Consider the following 26190-nt stretch of genomic DNA (forward strand, 5'->3'; position numbering starts at 1 on the left):
GTCGCGTCGGAACCCGCTCAGTCCGCCGTCTGCACGGGCGAATCCGTCTCGGCCCCCTGCGTCGCCTCGATCTCGCGCCAGCGGGCGACGTTCGCCTCGTGTTCGGCCAGCGTGCGGGCAAAGGCGTGGCCGCCCGACCCGTCGGCCACGAAGAACAGGTACTCGGTGTCCTCGGGGTTCAGCGCCGCCTGGATCGCGGCAAGGCCCGGGTTCGCGATCGGGGTCGGCGGCAGCCCCTCGTTGAGATAGGTGTTGTAGGGCGTGCGCCGCGCCAGTTCCGACCGGCGCAGGCCCCGGTCAAGGATGCCCCTGCCCTCGGTCACGCCATAGATCACCGTGGGGTCGGTCTGCAGCCGCATCCCGTCGCGCAGGCGGTTGACGAAGACGCTCGCCACCACCCGGCGTTCCTGCGGGATCCCGGTTTCCTTTTCCACGATCGAGGCCATCGTCAGCGCCTCCTCCGCGGTCTCATAGGGCAGGCCGAACGGCCGCGCCTCCCACGCCTGCGCCAGCCGCTGGCCCTGCGCGTCGCGCATCTGCTGGATCAGCTTGCCGCGGTCCGCGCCCTTGTCCACCTCGTAGGTGTCGGGGGCCAGCGACCCCTCGGGCGGCACCGCTCCGGTCTCGCCGGCAAGGAACGGGGCCGTCTTCAGCCCCTCGACGATCTGCCACGACGTCACGCCCTCGGCCACCGCCACGCGCAGCCGCGCGCCGGGCCGGTCGGCGGCCTGCGCGATTTCCGCAGGCTCCTGCTGGGCGGCGGGATCGTAGCTGGCGCGGTCCTCGTAACGGCCCGACGCGGCGTTCAGGTCGCGCAGCACGACGCTGTTGCCGCGCACGCCCACCCGGAACACCACCTCGACCCCGCAGGTGGACGGGCCGCCCGCCGTCAGCGTGTCCACCACCTGCTGCATGCTCGCGCCGGGCGGCACGAGATAGCTTCCGAACTTCAGCCCGCCGGCCTTGCCCTCGTAATCCGCGCCGGTCCGCAGGATGTAGGCGCTGGACACGACGCCCTGCTCGGCCAGCTGCTTGGACACCGCGTTCAGGCTTGCCCCCTGCGCCACCGTCACGCATTGCGCGGCGGCGCTCGGCCCGGCCGAGGTGTATTGCGCGCGCCCCCAGGCGACCGCGATCGCCGCGCCGATCAGGATCACGATCAGCAGCGTGAGAAAGGTCGATGCGAGGCCGCGCCAGAACATCAGTCGGCCCGATCCCGGACCCGATCCGCGACCCGATCCCCGACCCGGCCCACGATCAGGCTGGCGTTGGTGCCGCCGAAGCCGAAGCTGTTGGACAGCGCCACGTCGATCTGCCGCCGGACGGCCGCGTTGGCGGCCAGGTCCACGGCCGTCTCGCGCGCCGGGTTGTCCAGGTTGATCGTCGGGGGCGCGATCTGGTCGCGGATGGCGAGGATGCAGAAGATCGCCTCGACCGCGCCGGCCGCGCCCAGAAGGTGCCCGATCGACGACTTGGTGGACGACATGGTGACGCCCGATGCCGCATCGCCCAGCAGGCGTTCGACCGCGCCCAGCTCGATCGTGTCGGCCATGGTCGAGGTGCCGTGCGCGTTGATGTAGTCGATGTCGGCGGGCTTCAGCTTGGCGCGCTCCAGCGCCGCGCTCATCGACCGGAAGCCGCCGTCGCCGTCCTCGCTGGGGGCGGTGATGTGATAGGCGTCGCCCGACAGCGCATAGCCCAGCACCTCGGCATAGATCTTCGCGCCGCGCGCCTTGGCGTGTTCGTATTCCTCAAGCACGACGACGCCCGCGCCCTCGCCCATGACGAAGCCGTCACGGTCCGTGTCCCACGGACGGCTCGCCGCCTGCGGATCGTTGTCGCGCTTGGTGGACAGCGCCTTGCAGGCGTTGAACCCGGCGATCCCGATTTCGGAAATCGGCGCTTCCGCCCCGCCCGCGACCATCACGTCGGCGTCGCCGAAGGCGATCAGCCGGGCCGCGTCGCCGATGGCGTGGGCGCCGGTCGAACAGGCCGTGACGACCGCGTGGTTCGGGCCCTTGAAGCCGAACCGGATCGACACCTGCCCGCTGACGAGGTTGATGAGCGAGCCGGGAATGAAGAACGGCGACACCCGCTTGGGCCCGCGCTCCTTGATGAGAACCGCCGTCTCGGCGATGGATGTGAGCCCGCCGATCCCCGACCCGATCATCACGCCGGTCCGCAGCTTCTCGTCCTCGGACGGGTCCTCCCAGCCGGCGTCGCGCACCGCCTGCACCGCCGCCGCCATCCCGTACAGGATGAAGTCGTCCACCTTGCGGCGGTCCTTGGGCTCCATCCAGTCGTCGGGGTTGAAGCTGCCGTCGCTGCCGTCCCCGAACGGGATCTCGCAGGCGTATTTGGTCACCACGTCCTTCGGATCGAAGCGCGTGATCGGGCCCGCGCCCGACTGCCCGTCCAGAAGCCGCGTCCAGGTCTCCTCGACGCCCGAGGCCAGCGGCGTGACCATTCCCAGTCCCGTGACGACGACCCTACGCATGGCGCTCCTTCCCGTCTTCGATGGGCGCGATGCATACACGCGCGTCCCGCAGGGTGCAACGCGGGGCGCCCGCCCGGCAAGCCCCGCCGCGCCGCGACTCGGGACCAGCCCGGGACCTGTCCGGGGACAGACGGGGACCAGACCGGGACCAGACCGCCGCCCCGGAACGATGCACGCGCCGATTGCGTCGAATACCACGCGGATTGCCGCGAAAACCGGAACTTAACTGCACCGGTCAGGTTGAATGCGCGAGCAACAGGCCGGATAATCCCGGCAGTCCCGGCGTGGCCAGATCACCGCCCGCCAACTGCCCGAATACCGCCCGATCACCAATGTGGGGAAACGCGTCGATGACAAACGAAACCCAGCGCCGGGCGGAAGCCACCCTGGACGAACTTCGCAACGTGACCGCCCTTGTCCTGCCCGAACCTCAGGGCGAGGTGGTGGCGCTGGCGCAGGCCGACGCCCCGGTGGCAGACGAGATCCGGCGCCGCATGGACGAGATCGACCTGACCGACACCACCTCGGTCGTGCATTTCGGATCGCGGGCGCAGGCGGGATTGCAGGAAATCAGCCAGCAGATGCTGGCCGACGTCAAGAACAAGGACGTGGGTCCGGCGGGCGAAAGCCTGCGCGACATCGTGACCACGATCCGCGGCTTCTCGGTCAACGAACTCGACGTGCGGCGCGAGCGGTCGTGGTGGGAAAAGCTGACCGGCCGCGCCGCGCCCTTCGCCAAGTTCGTGGCCAACTACGAACAGGTGCAAAGCCAGATCGACGGCATCACGGTCAACCTTGAAACCCACCAGCACCAGCTGCTCAAGGATATCAAGTCGCTCGACGTCCTCTACGAACGCACGCTCGATTTCTACGACGAACTCGCGCTCTACATCGCCGCGGGCGAGGCGAAGCTGCGCGAACTCGACGACAAGGACATCCCCGCCAAGGAAGCCGAGGTCGCCGCCAGCAAGACCGACGGCGACGTGATGGAGGCGCAGGAACTGCGCGACCTGCGCGCCATGCGCGACGACCTGGAACGCCGCGTCCACGACCTGCGGCTGACCCGGCAGGTGACGATGCAGTCGCTGCCCTCGATCCGGCTGGTGCAGGAAAACGACAAGTCGCTGGTCACCAAGATCAGCTCGACCCTCGTGAACACCGTGCCGCTGTGGGAAACCCAGCTGGCGCAGGCGGTCACGATTCAGCGCGGCGCGCAGGCGGCGGGCGCGGTGCGCGAGGCGACGGACCTGACCAACGACCTGCTGACCGCGAACGCGAGGAACCTGCGCGAGGCGAACGTCCGCATCCGCACCGAGATGGAGCGCGGCGTCTTCGACATCGAATCCGTCCGCACCGCGAATGCCGAGCTGGTCGCGACGATCGAGGACAGCCTGCGGATCGCCGACGAGGGCAAGGCCCGCCGCGCGGCCGCCGAGCAGGACCTCCAGAAGATGGAGATCGAGCTGCGCGACACCCTCGCCGCGTCCCGCGCCCGCCAGCAGGCGCCGCAGACGATGGGCGCGGCGCAAGCCCTGCCCCGCTGAACCGACAGCCACCACCGTGACCACGCCCCCGTCCCGCCCCGCAGCCCCCGTCCCGAGCGCCGTCCGGCCCGCCGGCCCGCCCGCCAACCGCGGCCGCGCGGCCCGCATCGCCGTCAGGTGCGGCGCCGTCCTTCTGGTGGCGGCGCTCGCGGCCTGCGGCGGGCCGTCGGGGCGCGACCCCGCGCCCTCGGGCCCGGCACAGGTCGCGGTCGTCCCCCGCCCCTCGGGCACGCCCGAAACCGTGCGCCAGGCCGCGCTGCGCCGCGAACGGGCCGAGGCCGCGCGCCTTGCCCAGGAACGCGCCAGCAAGCAGCCCAGCGCGGCCAGCGACACGATGCGCGACTATCTCGTCGGTGCGCAGGACGCGCTGATCGCCAAGGGCAAGCTCAGGACCGATGACGGCGGCGGGGCCGGGGCGATCACCGCCGCCGCGCTGACCGACGATTTCATCGCCATCGCGCTGCGCGACGAATACGAACGCAAGGGCGCGGCGCTGGTCCCCGGCGTTCATGCCGCCCCCCTGCGCCGCTGGGCCGCGCCGGTCAGCCTTCAGGTCGATTTCGGCGCGTCGGTGGACGCGGGCACCCGCGTGCGCCACCGCGCCGATGTCGCGACCTTCGCCGGGCGTCTGGGCGCCGTCACCGGCCATCCAGTATCGCTCACCGGCGCGGGCGGCAACTTCGCCGTCATGATCCTGTCCGAGGACGACCGCGCCGGCGTCGGCCCCCGCGTCTCGCAGCTGGTCCCCGGCATCCCGCCCGCCGACGTGCAGGCGATCGTGGACATGCGGCCGCAGAACTTCTGCACCGTCTTCGCCTATTCCGCCGGCAGCTCTCCCGTCTATTCGCGCGCCGTGGCCGTGATCCGGTCGGAACTGCCGCAGCGGATGTTCCAGTCCTGCGTCCACGAGGAACTGGCGCAGGGCATGGGCCTTGCCAACGACAGCCCGCGCGCGCGGCCCTCGATCTTCAACGACGACGAGGAGTTCGCCTATCTCACCCGCCACGACGAGCTGCTGCTGCGGATCCTCTACGACCCGCGCCTGGTCCCCGGCATGACCGAGGCCGAGGCCCGTCCCGTGGCGCAGACCATCGCGACCGAACTTCTGGGCGGGAACAGCTGACCCTTCTGCCCGCCAACCCTGCCCTGAGCTGACGGAGATCATCATGGCGATCATGGACTTTCTCACCGGCGAATTCATCGACGTCATCGAATGGACCGACGACACCCGCGACACGCTGGTGTGGCGGTTCGAGACGCGCGGCAACGCCATCAAGTACGGCGCCAAGCTGACCGTGCGCGAAGGCCAGGCGGCGGTGTTCGTCCACGAGGGGCAGCTTGCCGACGTGTTCGGGCCGGGCCTTTACCTGCTGGAAACCAACAACATGCCGGTGCTGACGCGGCTTCAGCACTGGCACCACGGCTTCCGCTCGCCGTTCAAGTCGGAAATCTACTTCGTCAACACGACCCGCTTCAACGACCAGAAATGGGGCACCCGCAACCCGCTGATCGCGCGCGACCCCGAGTTCGGGCCGGTCCGCATCCGCGCCTTCGGCACCTACACGATGCGCGTGACCGACCCCGGCCGGTTCCTTACGGAAATCGTGGGCACCGACGGTGAGTTCACCCGCGACGAGATCGCGTTCCAGCTGCGCAACATCATCGTGCAGGAAGTCGCGCGCGTGATCGCGTCGAGCAACCTTCCCGTGCTGGACATGGCCGCCAACACCCGGGAACTGGGCGACCTGATCGCCAAGGCCATCGCTCCCGCGATCACCCAGTACGGCCTGACCATCCCCGAGTTCTACATCGAGAACATCAGCCTGCCGCAGGAAGTCGAGAAGATGCTCGACAAGCGCACCTCGATGGGGATCGTGGGCGACCTGAACCGCTTCGGCCAGTACGCGCAGGCCGAGGCGATGCTGAACGCCTCGCAGAACCAGGGCGGGGCCGGCGCGGGCTTCGGCGCGGCGCTGGGTGCGGGGCTTGGGATGGGGGCAGGGATGGGTGCCGGGATGGCGGCCCGCCCGCCGGAATATACCCAAGGTCCATGGGGGCCGGCCGGCCCGGTTCAGCAGCAGCACCAGCCGCAACCCGCGCCGGGCATGATCGCGCCCCAGTCCAGCACCCCCGACACCGTCTGGCACATCGCGATCGACGGCGCCGCGCAGGGGCCGTTCGGGCGCAGCGACCTTGGCCGGATGATGAACGAGGGGCGCTTCACCCGCGACACCCTCGTCTGGGCGCCGGGACAGGACGGCTGGCTGCCCGCCGACGAGGTGGCGGCGCTGGCGCAGCTGTTCACCATGCTGCCGCCCCCGCTGCCGCAGGGCTGATCCAGACCCCGACGCCGCATGCCGACGCCCCCCACCGAATACCGCTACCCGTGCGAGAATTGCGGCTCGTCGCTGCAGTTCGCGCCGGGGCAGAACGCGCTCGTCTGTTCCTATTGCGGGCACCGGCAGACGATCTCGCCGGGGGCCGCGCGGGCGCCCGGACGGCAGGCGGGCGGGGGCGTTCCGGGCGACGACGTGCTGCTGGCCGACCCCTCGACCGGGCGCGCGCTGCAATGGGACGCCAGCCACAAGGCACCCACGCTGACCGAGATCCCGCTTGAACAGGGTCTGCGGATCGACGCGGGCAGCACCATCGCGCAGACCATCCGCACGCTCAGCTGTCCCAACTGCGGCGCCAAGATCGAGTTCGGGCCCGACACCCATTCCGACCGCTGCCCGTTCTGCGCGACCCCGGTCGTCACCGACACCGGCGCCACCCGCCAGATCAAGCCGCAGGGCGTCCTTCCCTTCGCACTATCGGAAACTCAGGCCAAGGCCGCGCTCGAGGACTGGCTGAAAAGCCTGTGGTTCGCGCCGAACGGGCTGACCGCCTATGCCCGCCGCGGGCGGCGGATGACGGGGGTCTATTCGCCGTTCTGGACCTTCGACGCCGACACCCGCACCGCCTATACCGGCCGGCGCGGCGAGTTCTACTATGAGACGGTGTACGTCTCGATGATGGTCAACGGCCGCCAGCAGCGGGTGGCGCAGCAGGTGCAGCGGACCCGCTGGTATCCCGCCTCGGGGCAGGTCGCGCGGTCGTTCAACGACGTGCTGGTGCTGGCCACCACCTCGCTGCCGCGCCGCTTCACCGACGCGCTGACGCCGTGGGACCTGTCGGACCTCGTGCCCTACCGGCCCGAATACCTGGCCGGGCTGTCGGCCGAGGGCTACACCGTCCCCCTCGCCGACGGCCGCGGCATCGCCCACCAGGAAATGGAGGGCGTGATCGCCCGCGACGTGCGCCGCGACATCGGCGGCGACGTGCAGCAGATTTCCGACATGCAGACCCGCCACAGCGCCGAGACGTTCAAGCACGTCCTGCTGCCGATCTGGACCGCCGCCTACAAGTACAACGGCAAGAGCTACCGCTTCGTCGTCAACGGCCAGTCGGGCCGGGTCCACGGCGACCGGCCCTATTCCACGTGGAAGATCGCGCTGGCGATCATCGCGGCGCTGATCGTGGCGGCGGTGGTGGCGCTTCTGGCCGAGGATTCGGGGTATATCCGCCTGGGCGCGACCACCGATGCGCCCGCCTCGGCGACGCTGGCGCTGGCGGCGGACGGCCGCGCCCCGCCGGGCCGTGGCATGCCGCCGGGCCAGGGCGCGCAAGTCTGACCGCCCCGGACCCGATCATGGACCTGAAGGACTTCTGGGAACTGCTGAGCGCCATCGTCACCGCGCTTGGCCTGCCCTTCGCCATCCTCGTCTATGTCGCGGACCGTCGAAAGGCGCGCGAGGTTGAGGAGGAGGAGGTCAACGAGCTTCTCGCCGCCGCCTACACCGACTTCCTCAAGCTCGTGATCGACAACCCCGACCTCAAGCTGCGCTCGCCCGACAGCACCCGCGGCCTGAACCCCGAACAGCAGGACCGGATGCGCGCGATGTTCGAGATCCTGACGTCGCTGTTCGAGCGCGCCTTCCTGCTGACCTACGAGGAAAACCTGACCGGCAAGAAGCTGCGCCGCTGGCTGTCGTGGGAGGATTTCATGCGCGAATGGGTTCGCCGGGACGATTTCCGCGAAAGCCTGCCGGCGATGCTGCCGGGCGAGGATCCCGACTTCGCCGCCCACATCCGCCGCCTTGCGGCCGAGGAGGAAGCCGCGCAAGACTCGGCCGCTCGCGCCGCGGGCGGTGACGGGAACGGGAACGGGTAAGATGATCCTTTGCGCGGGGGAATCGCTGGTGGACGTGGTGCCGGGGCCTGACGGCCCGGCTGCGCTGCCGGGGGGCGCGGTCTTCAACACCGCGCTGGGGCTGGGGCGGCTGGACGCGCGCGCGGGCTACCTGTGGCCCCTGTCCACCGACGCTCACGGCCGCCGCCTGCGCGCGCTTCTGGACGAGGCGGGCGTGGACACCCGCGCCTGCCCGGACACCGACCTGCCCACCGCGTCCGCCCACGTGACGCTGCGGGACGGGAACGCCAGCTACGACTTTCGCCTGACCGGCACCACGGCGACCGCGCTGGCCCCGGCACCGCTGGAAACGCCGCGCCAGCTGCCGCTGGGAACGCGGGCGCTGTTCATCGGCGGCATCAGCCTTGCGATCGAGCCCGCCGGTTCGGCGATCGAGGCGCTGGCACATCAGGCCGCGCGCGCCCGCCTGCCGGTGATGATCGACCCGAACCTGCGCCCGGCGCTGATCGACGATCCGGCGTCGCTGCGCGCGCGGCTGGACCGGCTGTTCGCGCTGGCGGCGGTGGTGAAACTGTCGTCGGACGATCTTGACTGGCTGGCCCCCGGCGCGGCCCCGGCCGAGGCGGCGCAGGCGTTGGCGGACCGGACCGGGGCAATCGTGCTGCACACGCAAGGCGGCGACGGGGCGGCGCTGCGGCGGGCGGGCCGCCCGCCCCTTCAGCGGCCGGCGCTGCGGGTGCCGGTCGTCGATACGATCGGCGCGGGCGACAGCTTCAACGCGGGGTTCCTGGCCGCGCTTCAGGCGGCGGGCGCGCTGGACGGGCTGGACCGCGCGAGCGACGACGACCTCGACCGCGCGGTCGCAAGCGGCATCCGCATGGCGGCCGCAACCGTGGGGCGGCAGGGCGCCGACCCGCCGTGGCGGCGCGACCTGCCGACGCCCGATCCGGCCTGACGCGAACCCTTCAGTCGCAGACCGTCAGTCCGGCACCTTCTGCCCGGTCCGCGCCGACGGCACTTCGGGCGGCATGGTGCTGATCGGCGCAGGCTCCTCGCCCGTCAGGCGCTCGGCGACCTCGGCCGCCAGCGTTTCCAGCAGCCGCAGCTCGTCGTCGTCCATCTCGCGGATCTCGTCGTGCATCAGGCACAGCGCGCCAAGGATCACGCCGTCCGCCTGCCGCAGCGGCGCGGCGGCAAGCGCGCGGGCCTTCCACGCCCGCAGTACCGGGTTCTCGGCCAGCAGCGGCTCGCGCTCGATGTCGGGGACCATCCAGGGCGTGCCGTCGTCCAGAAGCTGGGCGGCGATCGGCGCGCCGTGCGGCAGCAAGATCAGGTCGCGCCCGTCGCTGGTGCGCGCGCCGGGCAGGTCGTGGCTCGCGCCGATGACAAGCTCGTGCTGCGCCTCGATGGCAAGGACGGCGGCGGTGTCCACGTCGAACACGTCGGCCGCCCGCTTGGCCAAGTCGTCCAGATCCTCGCGCAGCGCCGGGTCGGCCAGCGACACGCCCGCCAGCGCCTGGCTGCGGGTGGCGGCGGCCTTGGGGTCCTGCACCACCTGCACCGCGCCCGCGGCCGTGTGCCGGATCATCAGCGTGATCCGCTGCACCGCCTCGTCGATCGAGGCGACGATCGCGTCCGCGCCCAGCGCCTCGCGCCGCGCGGCGGTCAGGTCCGCAAGCGGCACGTTCCACAGGCCCATCACGATCTTCACCTGCGGCCAGCGCGCGCGGATGCGGCGGGCGAGGTTGCGGGCGGCGGCATCCGGCTCGCCACTGAAGAAGCTGATGAGCGCGACCTCGACGCCCGCGAGTTCCAGCCCGTCCACCCGGCGCGACGAGATCGTGCCCGCCGCCCGTTCGGTCGCGGCGATCCCGTCCATCCGCAGCGCGTGGCCCAGCATCTCGCAGGCCTGGCGGTCGATTTCCCACTTGCCCGCGATGCAGGCCACACGCGGGGGCGCGTCCTCGGCCACCGGGGCGGGGTATTCGCCGCGCAGTTCCTCGAGCAGTTCGTCCATGCCGCTGGAAAAGCGCAGCCGATGCTCGGCCCGGGCGTTGTTGATATAGTCGTTGCTGGCCTGACGCAGCACGTCCATGCCTTCCTCGCTGTAAAAGCGGGTGAGCGAGGTTTCCTCGATCGCCTCGTCGGCGATGTCGAGCGCGTCGTCCGGCGCGTTGGCGATCAGGCGCTGGTAGATCCGCGTCTGCCGGCTTAGCGCCGGGCTGGACCCGAGCAGCGTTTCCAGCACCGACAGCTGCGGAATGTAGCGGCCGACGACCAGCAGGCACACGGTCAGCGGCGTGGACAGGATCAGCCCGACCGGCCCCCAGATCGCGGTCCAGAACGTCGCCGCCGCGATCAGCGACAGCGCCGACAGCCCGGTGCTGGTGCCGTAAAGCAGCGGCTCGATGATGTTGCTGGACACCAGTTCCAGCACCAGCAGCAGCGCGGCCGTGTAGATCACCATGTCCCAGCCGGGATCGACCGCGAAGGCGAGGCTCAGCGGGAACACCGCCGACAGGATCGGGCCGACATACGGAATGAACCGCATGACGGCGGCGAGCGAGCCCCACAGGATCCAGCCCGGCACCCCGATCAGGTACAGCCCCAGCGCCATCGGCAGGCCGTAGGTCACGTTCACCAGCAGCTGCATCAGCAGGTATTTCGAGATCCGCTTGCCCGCTTCCTCAAGCGCGTCGGTGGACCGGAACAGGTTTCCGCCCAGCATCCGCAGCAGCCGGTCGCGCAGGTCGCCCTGATCGAGCAGGATCAGCACCACGAACACCAGGACGATGCCGGTCGTGGCGATGGGGGCGAGCGCGGGCGTCAGCCACTGGATCGCGGTCTTGAATGGCGACACCGGCTCGGGCACCACGCGCACCCGGTCAAGGTCGTCCACGGTGCTGGACCCGCCCGAAAAGACCTGCGTGACCTCGCGCTGGACGGTGTCGAACGTCTCGATCACGCCGGTGAAGACGCCGGGCCCTTCCATCTGCGAGCCGAGGCTTTCGATCTTGGCGCGGATCGTGGACTGGTAGGTCGGCAGTTCCTGGCTGAGCGTCGTCACCTGCAACGCGAGGATCGTGCCCATCCCGGCGATGAACGCCAGCACTAGCAGGATCGTCAGCGCGAGCGCCAGGATGCGCGACAGGCCCCGCCGCTGCATCCAGGTCACGAGCGGGCTGAGGACGAAGCTGATGAGGAACGCGATCGCCAGCGGGATCAGGACCGTCTGCCCCAGATACAGGGCGGACACGACGATGGTCACGATGATGAGCCCGGCGGCGAGCTTGACGACGTCGGTTTCCTGGCCCGCCTGCATGGGATCGGTGCGGGGGTTCGGCAGGGGTGGGATCACGCTGGCACCGGAAATGAAATGGTGGTGGTGGGGCGACGCGGGGCGCGGCCGTCAGCGGCGCCGACCGGCGCGAATGCGCCCGCGACGCGCGCCGATGCCGTCCGCAGCAATCAAGCCGTCACGGGCGCGCAGGGTTCCGGCAGGGACGCGCGATATCGGGGCCGGGGTGCGGGAAAGCCACAGCGCGCGGCCCCCCCCGCGCGCCGGGCGGCCCGATCAGCCGCCGAGCGAGCGGCGATAGATCGCGTCCAGCGCCGCGCCGTCGGCGGTTTCCACCACGTCCACCCGCGCCGTTCCCAGCCGCCCGGACGGGTCCACCACGGTCATCCCGCGCGTGATCCCCGGCGCAAGCGCCACGTCCACGCTCGCCTCGATCCGCCCGGTCACGATGGCGGGGTCGATCACGATCGCGGCGGCCAGGGTATCGACGTATTTCATCACGTCGTCGCGCCCCTCGTAGAACAGGTGGGTGCGGCGGGAATGGTCGGCCAGTGCGCGGCCGAAATCGCGCAGCGGGCCTTCGGGAATGTCCGCCAGCATCTCGTCCAGCGCGGGACCGGGGATGAAATGCGTGGTGCAGGGTTCCCACGGGACCAGCGTGATCGTGAGCCCGGCGCGGAACACGACCGCCGCCGCCTCGGGGTCGGCGAAGATGTTGAACTCGGCCGCGGGCGTCGTGTTGCCGCGCCCGTTCAGCGTGCCGCCCATGATGGTGACGCGGCCCAGGCCCCGCACGATCCCCGGATCGCGGTGCAGCGCCAGCGCGAGGTTCGTGAGCGGCCCGATCATCAGCAGGTCCACGACCGCGCCCTGCTCGGCCGCGGCGCGGGCCTGATCGCAGATGAAGCCCGGCGCGTCGTGGCCGGCGGGCACGCCCTGCGCGGGCGGGCGCGGGGCGCCGCCCAGGCCGTCGTCGCCGTGGATGTACTGCGCGTGGACGGGCGCCTGCGCCAGCGGCTGGACCGCGCCCGCATGGACCGGCACGTCCGCCCCCGCCACCGCCAGCACCGCCAGGATGTTGTCGGTCGCCTGCGCCAGCGGCACGTTGCCGAACACGGTCGTGATCGCGTCCGGCACGCGGCCGTTTGCCAGCAGCATCAGCAGCGCCTGCGCGTCGTCCACGCCGCCGTCGGTATCGAGGATCAGGGTCGTCATCGCCAGTTTTCCTTAAGCTTCCAGCCGCGCGGCGGCCCGGTCGAGCCGCGCCACCGCCTCGGCAATCTCGTCGTCGGTGATGGTCAGCGGCGGCAGCAGACGCACGACGTTGTCGGCCGCGCCCACGGTCAGCACCTGCTCGTCATAGCCCGCGTTCACGACCTCGGACGGGGCGACCTTGCACCTGAGCCCCAGCATCAGCCCCTGCCCGCGCACCGCCTCGAACACGTCGGGGTGGCTTGCGACCAGCCCTTCGAGCTTTTGCCGCATCAGCCCGGCCTTGCGGTTCACGTCGGCCAGAAAGGCGTCGTCGGCGATGATGTCGACGACCTTGCAGCCGACGGCGCAGGCCAGCGGGTTGCCGCCATAGGTCGAGCCGTGGCTGCCCACGGTCATGCCGGACGCGGCCCGTTCCGTCGCAAGCACCGCGCCCAAGGGGAAGCCGCCCCCGATCCCCTTGGCGACCATCATGATGTCGGGCGTGACCCCGGTCCATTCATGCGCGAACAGCCGCCCGGTGCGGCCCATCCCGCTTTGCACCTCGTCAAAGACGATCAGGCAGCCGGTCGCCTCGCGCAGGTCGGCCATCGCGCGCAGCGTCTCGTCCGACAGCGGGCGGATGCCGCCCTCTCCCTGCAGCGGCTCGACCATGATCGCGGCGGTGCGGCCGGTCACCGCCTCGCGCAGCGCGGCCGCGTCGTCCCACGGGACCTGGTGGAAGCCGGGCATCAGCGGGCCGAAGCCCTTGGTCATCTTTTCCGACCCCGCCGCCGCGATCGCGCCGGTCGAGCGGCCGTGGAACGCGCCCGCGAAGGTCACGATCTCGATCCGGTCGGGATCGCCCGCGTGGTCCCAGTACTTGCGGACCATCTTGATCGTCAGCTCCGCCGCCTCGGTGCCCGAGTTGGTGACGAACACCGTGTCGGCGAAGGTCGCCGCCACCAGCTTTTCGGCCAGCGCCTGCTGCTGCGGGATCTGATAGACGTTCGAGGTGTGCCAGATCCGCCCCGCCTGCGCGGTCAGCGCGGCGACCAGGTCCGGGTTGGCGTGTCCGAGCGAGTTGACCGCGATCCCCGCGCCCAGATCCAGGTATCGGCTGCCGTCCGCGGTGATGGCCCAAGCCCCTTCGCCGCGTTCGAACGACAGGGGCGCGCGGTTGTAGGTCGGCAGGACGGCGTCGATCATGGGTCGGTCCTTTGCGGTTGGCAGCCCGTGGCCGGGCGTGGATGGGGTGGGAACAGAACGGCGGAGGGCGGGCACGCAGGGGCAGACGCGGCGGATGGCTTGACGGAAGCCATCTGCGGGTCAGCGTCGCGGGCTGCGGGTGCGGGCGGTCCGTGCGGTCATGGCGACGGCTTACGGCGGATGGCGGGGCGGCGCAATATCGGCATCGCGCAGGGCTGGCCGGGGCGGGCGCGCCGCGCTACGGTCGCGTGGTCCCCGCCGCCGCCCACAGGTGCCCGATGCGTCCCGTCTTCGTCCAGATCCGCTGCACCCCCGGCCGGACCTACGCCGTCGCCGACGAGATCTACCAGCGCGAGGTGGTGAGCGAGCTGTATTCGACCTCGGGCGACTTCGACCTGCTCGCCAAGGTCTATATCCCCGAGGATCAGGACGTGGGCCGGTTCCTAAACGACCGGCTGTTCGACATCGCCGACATCTGCCGCACCCAGACCACGATGACGTTCAAGGCGTTCTGAGCGGCGTTCTGGGGGGCGTTCCCAACTCAGGTTCAGCGCATCATCGTGCCGAACAGCGCCGCCAGCGACGCCGACGCGGGCAGCGTGATCGCCCAGGCGAACAGGATCCGGCGCACATGCGCACGGCGCACCAGCGTGCGGCGGCGGGTTTCCTCGACCGGCAGCGCCTTGCGGTCGCGCTTGCGGCGCCGATCCTCCCACTCGCGGTAGAAGCCGACGCCGAAGACGCCGCCCACGGCGACGTGGGTGGTGGACACGGGCAGGCCCAGCCAGGACGCGCCGATGACGACGGCGCTGGTGCCCAGCGACACGCAGAACGCGCGCACCGGGTTCAGCCGGGTGATGCGGCTGCCGACCATGACCACCAGCCGCCGCCCGAACAGAAGCCCGCCAAGCGCAAGCCCGCCGCCCGCCGCCAGCGTCGCTATCGGCTGCAACGCAGACCCGGCCGGCGCGCCGCCCGCCTGACCGGCGGCGGCGAGGATCAGGCCCAGCGGCGCGGTCACGTTGCTGGCGTCGTTGGCGCCGTGGGCGAACGCCATCAGCACCGCCGCCAGCACCAGCGGCACCGCGAACAGGTCGCGCTGGCGCGGCTCGGCCCCGATCAGGGCGGCGGCGGCAATGCGGCGGTTCAGATGCGCCAGCGCGGCGACCCGCACCGCCGCGCCGATCGCCAGCATCAGGACCAGCGACACGGCCTTTCCCTGCCCCAGCGGCCCGCCGATCAGCATCCCCGCCGCAAGCGCGGTCAGCGCGGCCACCATCGCGGGCAACCACCGCCGCGCCGCCGCCGCACGGTCGGCCGCCATCCCGATCCGCTCGCGCACCAGCGCCAGAAGCCCTGCCGCGACCAGCGCCGCCGCCACGGGCGAGGCGATCCAGCCCAGTGCGATCACCGCCACCCCGCCCCAGTTCACCGCCGACAGCCCATAGACCGCGACCCCCGCCCCCGCGATCCCGCCGACGATCGAGTGCGTGGTGGATACCGGCGCCCCGGCCCAGGTGGCGAGGTTCATCCAGATCGCCGCCGCAAGCAGCGCGGCCAGCATGGCGGGGGCCGCCTGCCCGTCGGCCAGCAGCTGGGCCGAGTTCACGATCCGCAGGCTCAGCGTGGCGCTGACGCGATCGCCGGCCAGGACCGCGCCCGCGATCTCGGCCACCGCGACCAGGGCCAGGCCCGCGCGCAGCCCGATCGCCCCCGACCCAACGGCGGGGCTGAGCGAGTTGCTGACGTCGTTGGCGCCGATCGTCAGCGCGAAATAGATCGCAAGCGCCATCCCCGCCGCGACCGTGGCGACGCCCACGTGGTTACCCAGCGCGGCCGTCCCGCCCCGCGCCGCCATCCCGGCCGCGACGACCACCATGACGGCCACGAACAGGACGGCGATCCCGGTGCGGGTCAGCGCGCGCAGGCTTTGCACGCCCGCCCGCTCGGCCGCGGAAATGCGCTCGAGGTCCTTGTCGAGCGTGTGGATCTCGCGGAACTGCCGGGACATGGTCCCGGACCGCAGCAGCCTGCCGAGCGCGCTCAAGTCGCGGACGGCGCGCCGCGCACGGCGGCAAGGGCGGGCAGGATGCGGTCGGCGAGGTCGTCGGCAAGCCGGTCGGTGGGGCGGTCGGAAGGATCGTCCGTGGCGGCATCTGGCCCGCCGTCGATGATCGCACCGTCGATGATCGCGCCTGGCATGTTCGCCGCCAGCCGGGCCGGGCCGGTCTCGGGGTCGCGGCCGCGCCGGTCGGGCTCGCCCGAAGCTGCCGGCCGTTTTACCTTCCCCGACTTGCGCGCTGGCCTGCCATCAGCGCCGCCATCATCGACCGCCGTGATCTCGGACCTCGCAAGGTCGCGCAGCAGTTTGCGCAGTCGCGGCTCGGCGACCAGAAGAGCGGCCTCGGCCGGGTGGAACCAGCGGCGCTCGCGCTCTGCGGCCTCGGGGAAGTCGTCGGCGAGGCTGCGGACCCAGACCGGAAAGACGCGGACCTCGACCGGCACGGCGAACCCCGCCGCCTGCGCCTTGTCATAGTCGAACCGCCCCAGCTCCTGCTGGACCGGATCGCCCAGGACGCCGGCTTCTTCCCACGCCTCCTGCAGCGCGGCGTCGGCCAGGCTGCGGCCGGGCATCGGCCAGCCCTTGGGAATGATCCAGCGCCCGGTGCCGCGGCTGGTGATCAGAAGGACATGCCCCGTGGCCCGGTCGCGGCACAGCGCGCCGACCTGCATCCGCGGCGGGGCGGACCCCAGCACCGCGCCCAGCGCGGCGTTCACCGCCGCGCCCAGCGTCCGGGCGACGCGCCGGGACCTGCGGCCGTTCATTCCTCGACCTCGACCCGGCCGCGCAGCGATTTCACGACGCCGCGCGTCGTCTTGGCGGTCAGGCGGCGGCGCTGGCTGCCGAGCGTGGGGCGGGTCGCGATGCGCTTGGCCGGCGCGACCGACGCCGCGCGGATCAGGTCGGCCAGCCGTTCGCGCGCGATCTCGCGGTTGCGGGCCTGGCTGCGGGTGTCCTGCACCTGCAGGACCAGCGCGCCGTCCAGCGTCCACCGCCGCCCGGCCAGCACCCGCAGCCGACGCTTGACGGGGTCGGGCAGCGACGGGGAACGCTCGGCCTCGAACCGCAGCTCGACCGCGGTAGAGACCTTGTTCACGTTCTGCCCGCCCGGCCCCTGGGCCCGGACGAAGCTCTCGGAAAGCTCCCATTCCTGAATGGCGATGCTGTCGGTGACGTGAAGCATGGAGGAAAGATGTTCGTTCTGTAATGAAATTGAAAGATCGAGCTTGCAGAGATGGCGGCATACAAGCCGGGCGCGCGCCGGACGTTCCACGGCGCCGGAAAATGTCCCGGCCACTCGCGACGCGCCCGGCCCGTCGTGCCGCCGCCCGATGGCGCTGCGCGCATCATAGCAGCACCCAAGCCCCTGCGCCGCATGATTTAAGACACACAGCGCCGCCCGGGGGGCCGCTGGGTCCGCCTGTCGCAAATCCGTCACACCGGCGCGCCCATCTTACCGGTCCTTCACCGCCCGGCACAGCACCGCGACCGAAACCGGGCCGCTGCCCGCCGCCAGCAGCGCGTCGGCCGCCGCCGCCAGCGTCGCGCCCGAAGTCATCACGTCGTCGACCAGCAGCACCGGCCGCCCGTCCAGGGCCCGGGCGTGCTGCGCGGGCACCGCCATCGCGCCCGCGACGTTGGCAAAGCGGTCCGCGACGCTGCGATGGTCCTGCGCCGGCGTGGCGCGCACCCGCGCAAGCAGGCGCGGGGCGTGGGTCAGGCCGTGGACGCGCGCCACCTGCGCCGACATCAGCGCCGCCTGGTTGTACTTGCGCTTCAGAAGCCGCCGGAAATGCACCGGCACCGGCACCACCAGCGCGCCTTGCCCGGGCGCGCCCGGCGCCACCAGCGGCGCGGCCGCGCGCGCCAGCCAGCGCCCGAGCGCGGGCGCGAGGTCCGACCGGTCGGCATGCTTGAGCGCCAGGGCCAGCGTCCGCCCGGTGCCCGCATAGGTCAGCGCCGCGCGGGCTGCGGCCCATGGTCGCACGATCGACAGGCAATCGTCGCAGGAAAGCGGGGCCGCGTCGGGCGCGCCGGTCCCGCCCTCGCCGTCGCCGGGCAGCGGCACGCCGCAGCGGGCGCAGGCCGATCCGGCCACGAAGTCCGCGTCGCGCCAGCAGACCGGGCACAGCGCGTCGTCGGCATCGACCGTCTCGCCGCAGCAAAGGCACTGCGAGGGATAGACGATCCGCAGCGCCGCCGTCATCGCGCCGGGAAGCGCGGCTTTCATCATCCCGGCAAGCGTCCTAGATTGCAGGCCCATGATCGTTCCCCCGTCCGCCCCCAGTTCTGCCCCGCGCCTGACCGACCGCGCCGCGCTCATCCGCCAGCGCGACCGGGCGGCCGCCGCGCCCGAGGACTGGCTGCACCGACTCGCGCTCGACGAGGTCCAGGATAGGCTGGCCGAGATTAACAGGACGTTTACGGACGTGGCCGTGGTGACGGGAATGGCCGCGCCGTGGGCGGCGGCGTTTCCGGGCGCGCGGGTGATCCGCGACGATCCGGTGCTGGACCTCGCCCCCGGCTCGCGCGACCTCGTGATCCACGCGATGGCGCTGCACTGGGCCGATGACCCGGTGGGGCAGATCGTGCAATGCGCCCGCGCGCTGCGCCCCGACGGGCTGTTCATCGCCATGCTGCCGGGCGGCCAGACCCTTGCCCCCCTGCGCGCCGCGCTGGCCCGGGCCGAGGTCGAGATCACCGGCGGCCTGTCCGCCCGCGTCCTGCCGTTCGGCGAGATCCGCGACCTTGGCGCGCTGTTGGGCCGCGCGGGGCTGGCGCTGCCGGTCGCCGACCAGATGACGCAGGCGGTGAGCTATCGCGACCTGTTCCACCTGGCCGCCGACCTGCGCGCGATGGGCGAGGGGAACGCGCTGTCCCTGCGCGCCCGTCACATGGCCCGGCGCGACGTGTTCGTGCGCGCGGCCGCGATCCTGGCGGAAACGGCCGCCGACCCGCAGGAACCGGGGCGGGTGCGGGTCGGTTTCGACCTGGTCGCCCTGACCGGATGGGCGCCGGCCGAGAACCAGCAGAAACCCCTGCGCCCCGGCAGCGCGCGGATGTCGCTGGCCGACGCGCTGGCGCCGCCCGCATCCGACGACCCGACGCCCGCCACCTGAACCGCGCCCTTCCCCGAACGCCCGCCAGCGCCCCGCGCCCGCCAGAGAGATCACCATGCCCCACGACCCGAGCGCCGACCCTGCGACCCCTCACCAGTTTTCGGGCCAGTTCCGCGGCGAGGCCCAAAATCAGGCCCCGCGCCACGCGCCCCCCGGCCATCCCGCCGTCCGTCACGGGCGCGTGGGCGTCCTGATCGCCAACCTGGGCACGCCCGACGGGCACGACTACTGGTCGATGCGGCGCTATCTCAACGAGTTCCTGTCGGACAAGCGCGTCGTGGACACGCCCGACTGGAAGTGGCAGCCGATCCTGCAGGGGATCATCCTCATGCGGCGGCCCTTCACCTCGGGCGCGAACTACCGCTCGATCTGGAACCACGAGGCGGACGAAAGCCCGCTCTTGACGCTGACCAAGGCGCAGGTGGGCAAGCTTGCGGATGCCTGCGCCGCGCGCTGGGGCGACCGGGTGATGGTCGATTTCTGCATGCGCTACGGCAACCCCTCGACTGAAAGCGTGCTGACGCGGATGGTCGAGGCAGGCTGCGACCGGATCGTGTTCCTGCCGCTTTATCCGCAATACGCGGGCGCCACGACCGCGACCGCCAACGACCAGCTGTTCCGGGCGCTGATGAAGCAGTTCCGCCAGCCCGCCGTCCGCACCGTCGCCGAATATTTCGAGCGCCCGGCCTATATCGACGCGCTGGCGCAGTCGGTGGAACGGACACTTGGCGGGCACCGGCCGCAAAAGCTCGTCTGCAGCTACCACGGGATGCCGAAACGCTACCTGATGCAGGGCGACCCCTATCACTGCCAGTGCCAGAAGACGACGCGGCTGCTGCGCGACCGGCTGGGCTGGGACGGCGACCGGGTGGACACCTCGTTCCAGTCGATCTTCGGGCGCGAGGAATGGCTGAAGCCCTATACGGTCGAGCATGTGGCGGCGCTGGCGCGGCGGGGGATCACCGACATCGCCGTGATCTCGCCCGCCTTCGCCACCGACTGCATCGAGACGCTGGAGGAGATCAACGGCGAGATCCGCCACGCCTTCGAGGGCGCGGGCGGCGAGCGCTTCACCTACGTCCCCTGCCTGAACGACGACGACGCGCATATCGCCATGCTGGCGGATCTGGTGGCCGAGAACCTGACGGGGTGGGTGGCATAGGCGCGTATGCGGCCAGCAGCGCAGTCCGCAGCGCTTAGTCTTCCGTCGCCTTGCAGTCTGCAGACGTGATCTCGTGGCGCTCAAGGGGGCTGCCGTCCGGCGCGGTATAGACGACCGCAAGTTGCGCGCCGCGCCCGAGTTCCGAGCCGAGGTTTGCAGAGTCGCAGTAGAACGCCGCGACTGTTGCCCGATCGTCAGGCGCCGCCCCATTTCGTGCCACGAAGTCAAGCTGCAGCGTCGATCCCTGCGCCTCGGCGCTCAGCAGAGAGATGGCCGTCCCGGAAGCGGACCCTGACGCGGACGGGAGTTGGGCGTTGATGCCATCGGCATACGATGCGAGGTCACGTTCCAGCAGACGCGCACGCATGACCAGCTTCTCGAGTTCGTCGCCGCCGGGAAGATGGAACGGGCTTGTCTGGACCACATTCTCAGCAAGCCCGCGCGTCCCGACAACGATGAACATCGCCACAAGCACGATCAGGACGTCGCCGACCCGAGTTCCGAAGCTGCGTTTCTGCAGCAATGATGCGCCGGGCTGCGCGCGTCCGGGCTTGAACACCAGCCACAAGGACAGGATGGGGATCAACGCCATCCATGCGCGCCGCGCATCACCGCGGATGTCGAACGACCGCGCCGCAGCGACGCGGTAAAGAAGCACGCCGATCAGCCCCCACGACGCCAGCGCGGCGGCGCAGAGGACCGACGCGTATCCGTCCTGCGCGGCTGCAGCCAGCAAGACCCACAATGTCATAAAGGTCACCAGCGACAGGACCACGACGACCGTCAGCCACACATAGAAGATCACCCGCCGCATGCCTCGTCGCACGTTCAGAAAAGACGCGCCGACGATGAAGCCGGCTAGCATGCACAGGGCCATCGTGACCCTTATCCCCTGCTCATGGGTGATCATGTAGGCAATTATTCGGCTCATGAATGTCCTCGTTGAAAATACAGCGGCGGCAATGGGGAAAGACTACGACCATCGCGCGATGGTTAGACGACAACCTGCCGGGATGTCCCGTGCTCGCGGGAGCGCCTCTCCCCCTACCCCCCGCGCCGTCCCCGCCGCGCCGCCTTGGGAACCGCGCGCGCCTTCCCTATATTGCACGCCAACGCGCGGGTTTCCCTCCGCGCCATGATCTCCGAAGGACCATTATGACCGACATCAACCAGATCGCCTGGGACGATACCGTCCTGCCGTTCCAGCTTGACCGTTCCGGCGTGCGCGGGCGCGTCGCGCGGCTGGACGGGGTTCTTGAACATATCCTGTCGCGCCACGACTACCCCGCGCCGGTCGCGGCGCTCGTGGCCGAGATCGCGCTGCTGGCGGCGCTGATCGGGCCGACGGTCAAGCTGCGCTGGAAGCTGTCGCTGCAGGTGCGCGGCAACGGCGCGATCCGCACCATCGCCGCCGACTACTTCGCGCCTTCGGCCGAGGGCGAGCCCGCGCATGTGCGCGCCTGGGCCAGCTTCGACGCCGAGCGGCTGGATGCCGAAGGCGAGGGGCGCACGCCGTTCGAGCAGATCGGCGAGGGGTATTTCGCCGTCCTGATCGACCAGGGCGCGGGCAGCCTGCCCTATCAGGGGATCACGCCCCTGGCCTCCGGCTCGCTGTCGGCCTGCGCGGGGACGTATTTCGCGCAGTCCGAGCAGCTGCCGACCAGCTTTGCGCTGGCCTACGGCGAGAACCGGCTGCCGGGCGACGGCGCGCGCTGGCGCGCGGGCGGCGTGATGCTGCAGACCCTGCCGGCGCAGCCGATGGCCGCGGGGGCCGAGGGCGGCAGCGGCGAGGGCGGGCTGATCGAGGCCGCCGATATCCTGCAGGGCGCCGAATCCGAGGACTGGAACCGCGCCAACCACCTGCTGTCCACCGTCGAGGAGATCGAGCTGATCGGGCCGACCGTGGCGCCGACCGACCTGCTGCTGCGCCTGTTCCACGAGGAGACGCCGCGCGTCTTCGACCCGCAGCGGGTGGAGTTCGGCTGCTCGTGCAGCGCCGACCGGGTGCGCGGGACGCTGGCGATCTATTCGGCCAAGGACATCGCCCACATGACCACGCCCGAGGGGCGCGTCACCGCCGACTGCCAGTTCTGCGGCGCGCATTACGACTTCGACCCCCGCTCGCTGGGGTTCGAGGCGACGATGGACGCCGACGGCAACCCGATCGAGGTGGCCGGTTGACGGCTGCCCGCGCCCTGCAGGCGGCGGCCCCCGCGCCGGATCCGTCCGGCGCGGAGCTGCGCGCGCGCCTGACGGCCGCGCTGCGGGCGGACGGGGCGGGGCCGAGTTCGGATTTCGACGGCAACGGGCCGGTGCCCGAGGGCCTGGGGGCGCGGCCGGCGGGCGTGCTGGTCGCGTTCCTGCCCGACGGGCGGCTGATCCTGACCAAGCGCGCGAGCGGCCTGCGCCACCATCCCGGCCAGATCGCCCTGCCCGGCGGCAAGGTCGATCCCGGCGACGCGGACGCGGTGGCGGCCGCGCTGCGCGAGGCGCATGAGGAGGTCGGGCTGCCCCCCGCCCAGGTCGAGGTGCTGGGCACCCTGCCCGGCCACCGCACCGTCACCGGCTTCACCATGACCCCGGTCCTCGCGCTGGTCCGCGGCGACTTCACCCCCGTCCGAGAAAAGGGCGAGGTGGACGAGGTCTTTGCCGTGCCCTTCGCCCATGTCTGCGACCCCGCCCGCTACCGCACCGAGGCGCGGGCGTGGCGGGGCGAGACGCGGTCCTACCTCGTGGCGCCGTTCGGGCCCTATTACATCTGGGGCGCGACGGCGCGGGTGCTGCACGCGCTGGCGCAAAGGGTCGCGGCGCAGGTGGCGCGATGACGGCCGGGGACCTTGCCGCCGACGCCGCGATGCCCGCGAAGGTGATGGACGATCCCGATCTGCGAAGGGTGCTGGACGCGCTCGCCCCCCATCCCGCCTTCGTCGTGGGGGGCGCGGTCAGGAACGCGCTGCTGGGCGAGCCGGTGGACGACATCGACATCGCGACCGCCGCCCGGCCCGACCAGACCACCGCGCTGGCGGTCGCGGCGGGGCTGAAGTCGGTCCCGACCGGGATCGAGCACGGCACCGTCACCGTGGTCGCGAACGGCCGCCCGTTCGAGGTCACGACCTTCCGCCGCGACGTGGAAACATTCGGCCGCCGCGCGGTGGTCGCGTTCTCGGACGACCTGTCCGAAGACGCGATGCGGCGTGATTTCACGATGAACGCGCTGTATGCCCGCCCCGATGGCGCGGTCATCGACCCGGTCGGCGGCCTGCCGGACCTGCGCGCCCGCCGCCTGCGCTTCGTCGGCGACCCGGACGCGCGGATCACCGAGGATTACCTGCGGATCCTGCGCTTCTTCCGCTTTCACGCCCGCTACGGGCGCGCGGGCGCGGCCGACGCCGGTGCGCTGGCCGCCTGCGCGCGTCACGCGGACGGGCTGGCGGGTATCTCGCGCGAGCGGATCGGGGCCGAGATGCGCAAGCTCCTTTCCGCCCCCGACCCGTCCGAGGCGGTGCGGCTGATGGAGGACGCGGGCGTGCTGGACATCGCGTTGCCGGGTGCGCGGGCGGCCGGGCTGGCGGCCTTGATCGAGGCCGAGCCGGGGGCTGTCTGCCCCCGGACCCCCGAGGATATTTCCGCAAAGAAGAACGACTGGCCGCTGCGGCTGGCTTCGCTTGGGAGCGAGGATGCCGCGTCGGCGCTGCGGCTGTCGAAGGGCGAGGCGCGGGTGCAGGAGGAGTTGCGGTTCGGCGCGACGTTGGCCGAAGCCGCGTATCGGCTGGGGGAATCGCGGGCCCGGCAGATTGCGGCCTTGCGCGCATCGCGCGGCCAGGACCTGCGCGCGGACTGGCGGGATGAGATCGCCTTTGCCGCAGGCCGGCGCTTTCCCCTTTCCGCCGCCGACGTGATGCCGCAGCTTCAGGGGCCGGCGGTCGGGCGCGGCCTGCGCGCGGCCGAGGCCGCATGGATCGAATCGGGCTTCGTCATGCCCGCGCCGGGGCTGATCGACGTGGCCCTGCTGGCCGGAGAGAACGCATGATGCACGCCTATTTCGCCCGCATGATCGACGCCTTCCGTCCTGCCGAGGGACCGCCCCCCACGACGCTGATGGCGTTCTTTCGCTGGTGCCTGACCGGGGCCTGGCCGGGGCTTGCCGTTGCGGGCGTGACCTCGGCCCTGTCGGGCGCGGCCGAGGTCGCGTCGGCCACGCTCTTGGGCGCGGTCGTGGACCTTGCCGCGGGCACCCCCGAGGGGCGGTCGCTGGCCGACCACCTGCCCTTGATCGCGGTTTTCGTGCTGTTCTTCGTGCTGGTCCGGCCGGTCATCATCGGCCTGTCCAGCGCCAGTTCCAACGTCATCATCGGTCCCAACGTCCTGCCGCTGGTGCTGTCGCGGCTGCACCGCTGGACGATGGGCCACGCCGTGTCGTTCTTCGACAACGACTTCGCGGGCCGCATCGCCACCAAGCAGATGCAGACCGCCCGGGCCGTGACCGATGTCGCAAGCGAGATGGTCAACACCGCGACCTTCGCCCTGTCCGCTGTCATCGGCAGCGCGATCTACCTGGTGTCGGTCGATGCCTGGGGCGCGGTCGTGCTGCTGGTGTGGCTTGCGCTTTATCTGTGGCTGATCCGCTATTTCCTGCCGCGCGTGCGGACCCAGTCCAAGGCCCGCGCCAACGCCCGCGCCATGATCACGGGCCAGGTCGTGGACACGATCACCAACATCAAGACCGTCAAGCTGTTCGCCCACGCCGATTACGAGGATCAGGCGGCCCTGGGCGCGATGGAGACGTTCCGCGACCGCGCCGTCGATTTCGGCAAGCTGAACACCTGGTTCCGGCTGTCGCTGACCGTCGTCTCGGGCCTTTTGCCGGTGGTGCTGGTCGGCGGCGCGATGCTGCTGTGGCAGCGCGGGCAGGCGACGCCGGGCGACATCGCGGCGGCGGGCGCGATCGCGATGCGGCTGGCGCAGATGACCGGCTGGGTCAGCATGGCGCTGATGGGGATCTGGGGGTCGATCGGCGAGGTCGAGGACGGGATGAACACGCTCACCGCCTCGCACGATCTGACCGACGCGGCGGGCGCGGTCGAACTGGGGCGGGTGCAGGGGCGGATCGACTATCGCGACGTGACCTTCACCTATGGCCGGGGCGAGCGCGGGATCCCGGACCTCAGCCTTGCCATCGCGCCGGGCGAGCGGATCGGCATCGTGGGCGAATCCGGGGCCGGCAAGTCCACGCTGGTCGCGCTGCTGCTGCGGCTTTACGACGTCGAGGACGGGGCGGTGCTGGTGGACGGCCAAGACGTGCGCGGCGTCAGCCAGGAAAGCCTGCGCCGCAACGTGGGCATGGTCACGCAGGACACCGCGCTGTTCAACCGCTCGGCCCGCGACAACATCCTGTACGGCCGTCCCGACGCCACCGAGGACGAGCTGTTCGCCGCCGCCCGCGCGGCCGAGGCGCATGACTTCATCCTGTCGCTCAAGGATCACGCGGGCCGCACCGGCTATGACGCGCATCTGGGCGAGCGGGGGGTGAAGCTGTCGGGGGGGCAGCGGCAGCGGATCGCGCTGGCGCGGGCGTTCCTCAAGGACGCGCCGATCCTGGTGCTGGACGAGGCGACGAGCGCGCTGGACAGCGAGGTCGAGGCGCAGATTCAGGACGCGCTGGCGCGGATCATGCGCGGCAAGACCGTCCTCGCCATCGCCCACCGTCTGTCCACCATCGCCGAGATGGACCGCATCATCGTCATGCATGGCGGCCGGATCGTGGAACAGGGCACCCACGCGGCGCTGCTGGAACGGGACGGGCTTTACGCGCGCTACTGGGGGCGGCAGTCGGGCGGGTTCCTTGTCACCGACGACGACGCGCAGGACGCGGCGGAGTGAACAGCGGCTTGGTCGGCGGGGCGGTTGGCGGCTTGG

Annotated in this window: 23 protein-coding genes; 13 read left to right on the top strand and 10 right to left on the bottom strand. The window is 71.3% G+C overall.

The window, feature by feature from the left end:
• Positions 1-17 precede the first annotated feature (17 nt).
• On the bottom strand, positions 18-1202 hold the full coding sequence (gene mltG / locus FNF32_RS01940; RefSeq protein ID WP_131673921.1) for an endolytic transglycosylase MltG: 1185 nt from the start codon (positions 1200-1202) through the stop codon (positions 18-20).
• Positions 1202-2497, bottom strand: coding sequence for a beta-ketoacyl-ACP synthase II (fabF, locus tag FNF32_RS01945; RefSeq protein WP_131673922.1), 1296 nt, complete (start codon positions 2495-2497; stop codon positions 1202-1204). Before fabF ends, mltG begins: the two co-directional genes overlap by 1 nt.
• A 350-nt stretch (positions 2498-2847) precedes the next feature.
• Between fabF and FNF32_RS01950 the strand changes: the two genes are divergently transcribed.
• From FNF32_RS01950 to FNF32_RS01975, 6 genes are read left to right on the top strand one after another with little or no spacing between them, the layout of a single operon-like run.
• Positions 2848-4041, top strand: coding sequence for a toxic anion resistance protein (locus FNF32_RS01950; RefSeq protein ID WP_131673923.1), 1194 nt, complete (start codon positions 2848-2850; stop codon positions 4039-4041).
• A 16-nt stretch (positions 4042-4057) separates the two neighbouring features.
• Entirely contained in the window at positions 4058-5164 is a 1107-nt protein-coding gene (locus FNF32_RS01955) for a DUF2927 domain-containing protein (RefSeq protein ID WP_246087631.1), read from the top strand.
• Positions 5165-5207: 43 nt separating this feature from the next.
• Complete coding sequence (locus FNF32_RS01960; RefSeq protein WP_131675306.1) at positions 5208-6377, top strand: SPFH domain-containing protein; 1170 nt, start codon at positions 5208-5210, stop codon at positions 6375-6377.
• 18 nt (positions 6378-6395) lie between these two features.
• Entirely contained in the window at positions 6396-7715 is a 1320-nt protein-coding gene (locus FNF32_RS01965) for a TFIIB-type zinc ribbon-containing protein (RefSeq protein ID WP_131675305.1), read from the top strand.
• A 17-nt stretch (positions 7716-7732) separates the two neighbouring features.
• The gene (locus FNF32_RS01970; RefSeq protein ID WP_131675304.1) at positions 7733-8254 is read left to right on the top strand and encodes a hypothetical protein; all 522 of its coding nucleotides are present in this window, start codon (positions 7733-7735) and stop codon (positions 8252-8254) included.
• Between the two features lies 1 nt (position 8255).
• The gene (locus FNF32_RS01975; protein ID WP_131675303.1) at positions 8256-9188 is read left to right on the top strand and encodes a PfkB family carbohydrate kinase; all 933 of its coding nucleotides are present in this window, start codon (positions 8256-8258) and stop codon (positions 9186-9188) included.
• A 24-nt stretch (positions 9189-9212) separates the two neighbouring features.
• On the opposite strand, the gene FNF32_RS01980 is transcribed toward FNF32_RS01975, so the two are convergent.
• From FNF32_RS01980 to FNF32_RS01990, 3 genes are all read right to left on the bottom strand, one after another.
• Complete coding sequence (locus tag FNF32_RS01980) at positions 9213-11591, bottom strand: AI-2E family transporter (RefSeq protein ID WP_131675302.1); 2379 nt, start codon at positions 11589-11591, stop codon at positions 9213-9215.
• Between the two features lie 216 nt (positions 11592-11807).
• Positions 11808-12746, bottom strand: a complete 939-nt coding sequence (locus tag FNF32_RS01985) for a nucleoside hydrolase (protein ID WP_131675301.1) — start codon at positions 12744-12746, stop codon at positions 11808-11810.
• 12 nt (positions 12747-12758) lie between these two features.
• Positions 12759-13931: an aspartate aminotransferase family protein gene (locus FNF32_RS01990; protein WP_131675300.1), complete on the bottom strand. Its 1173-nt coding sequence runs from the start codon at positions 13929-13931 to the stop codon at positions 12759-12761.
• Positions 13932-14209: 278 nt separating this feature from the next.
• Here FNF32_RS01990 and FNF32_RS01995 point away from each other — a divergent pair, with 278 nt between their 5' ends.
• Complete coding sequence (locus FNF32_RS01995) at positions 14210-14446, top strand: Lrp/AsnC ligand binding domain-containing protein (RefSeq protein WP_131675299.1); 237 nt, start codon at positions 14210-14212, stop codon at positions 14444-14446.
• Positions 14447-14478: 32 nt separating this feature from the next.
• Here the strand turns inward: FNF32_RS01995 and FNF32_RS02000 are convergent, their stop codons facing one another.
• From FNF32_RS02000 to FNF32_RS02015, 4 genes are all read right to left on the bottom strand, one after another.
• On the bottom strand, positions 14479-15942 hold the full coding sequence (locus FNF32_RS02000) for an inorganic phosphate transporter (protein ID WP_131675298.1): 1464 nt from the start codon (positions 15940-15942) through the stop codon (positions 14479-14481).
• Positions 15943-15974: 32 nt separating this feature from the next.
• A complete protein-coding gene (locus tag FNF32_RS15795; RefSeq protein ID WP_342778009.1) occupies positions 15975-16757 on the bottom strand; it encodes an NUDIX hydrolase in 783 nt (260 codons plus the stop codon).
• Positions 16754-17176, bottom strand: coding sequence for an alternative ribosome rescue aminoacyl-tRNA hydrolase ArfB (arfB, locus tag FNF32_RS02010; protein ID WP_131675297.1), 423 nt, complete (start codon positions 17174-17176; stop codon positions 16754-16756). The genes FNF32_RS15795 and arfB overlap by 4 nt, the downstream gene beginning before the upstream one ends.
• A 270-nt stretch (positions 17177-17446) precedes the next feature.
• Positions 17447-18256: a double zinc ribbon domain-containing protein gene (locus tag FNF32_RS02015; protein ID WP_246087632.1), complete on the bottom strand. Its 810-nt coding sequence runs from the start codon at positions 18254-18256 to the stop codon at positions 17447-17449.
• Between FNF32_RS02015 and FNF32_RS02020 the strand changes: the two genes are divergently transcribed.
• Both FNF32_RS02020 and hemH read left to right on the top strand, forming a co-directional pair.
• Positions 18255-19112, top strand: a complete 858-nt coding sequence (locus FNF32_RS02020) for a methyltransferase domain-containing protein (protein WP_131675367.1) — start codon at positions 18255-18257, stop codon at positions 19110-19112. The two genes, FNF32_RS02015 and FNF32_RS02020, sit on opposite strands and share 2 nt — an antisense overlap.
• Before the next feature lie 55 nt (positions 19113-19167).
• Positions 19168-20274: a ferrochelatase gene (hemH, locus tag FNF32_RS02025; RefSeq protein WP_131675368.1), complete on the top strand. Its 1107-nt coding sequence runs from the start codon at positions 19168-19170 to the stop codon at positions 20272-20274.
• Between the two features lie 34 nt (positions 20275-20308).
• Here the strand turns inward: hemH and FNF32_RS02030 are convergent, their stop codons facing one another.
• Positions 20309-21205, bottom strand: a complete 897-nt coding sequence (locus FNF32_RS02030; RefSeq protein ID WP_131675369.1) for a hypothetical protein — start codon at positions 21203-21205, stop codon at positions 20309-20311.
• A 224-nt stretch (positions 21206-21429) separates the two neighbouring features.
• On the opposite strand from FNF32_RS02030, the gene hslO reads away from it, so the two are divergent.
• Genes hslO through FNF32_RS02050 form a run of 4 tightly spaced genes read left to right on the top strand, consistent with a single transcriptional unit; the run spans position 21430 to position 26154 of the window.
• On the top strand, positions 21430-22455 hold the full coding sequence (hslO, locus tag FNF32_RS02035) for an Hsp33 family molecular chaperone HslO (RefSeq protein WP_131675370.1): 1026 nt from the start codon (positions 21430-21432) through the stop codon (positions 22453-22455).
• Between the two features lie 56 nt (positions 22456-22511).
• Positions 22512-23099: a CoA pyrophosphatase gene (locus FNF32_RS02040; protein WP_131675373.1), complete on the top strand. Its 588-nt coding sequence runs from the start codon at positions 22512-22514 to the stop codon at positions 23097-23099.
• Positions 23100-23128: 29 nt separating this feature from the next.
• Complete coding sequence (locus tag FNF32_RS02045; RefSeq protein ID WP_131675374.1) at positions 23129-24304, top strand: CCA tRNA nucleotidyltransferase; 1176 nt, start codon at positions 23129-23131, stop codon at positions 24302-24304.
• Positions 24304-26154 carry an ABC transporter ATP-binding protein gene (locus FNF32_RS02050; RefSeq protein WP_131675375.1) on the top strand — a complete coding sequence of 617 codons (1851 nt, stop codon included), beginning with the start codon at positions 24304-24306 and terminating at the stop codon, positions 26152-26154. Before FNF32_RS02045 ends, FNF32_RS02050 begins: the two co-directional genes overlap by 1 nt.
• Positions 26155-26190: the final 36 nt, after the last annotated feature.

This window comes from Paracoccus marinus (genome assembly GCF_007018965.1).
Lineage (GTDB): Bacteria > Pseudomonadota > Alphaproteobacteria > Rhodobacterales > Rhodobacteraceae > Paracoccus > Paracoccus marinus.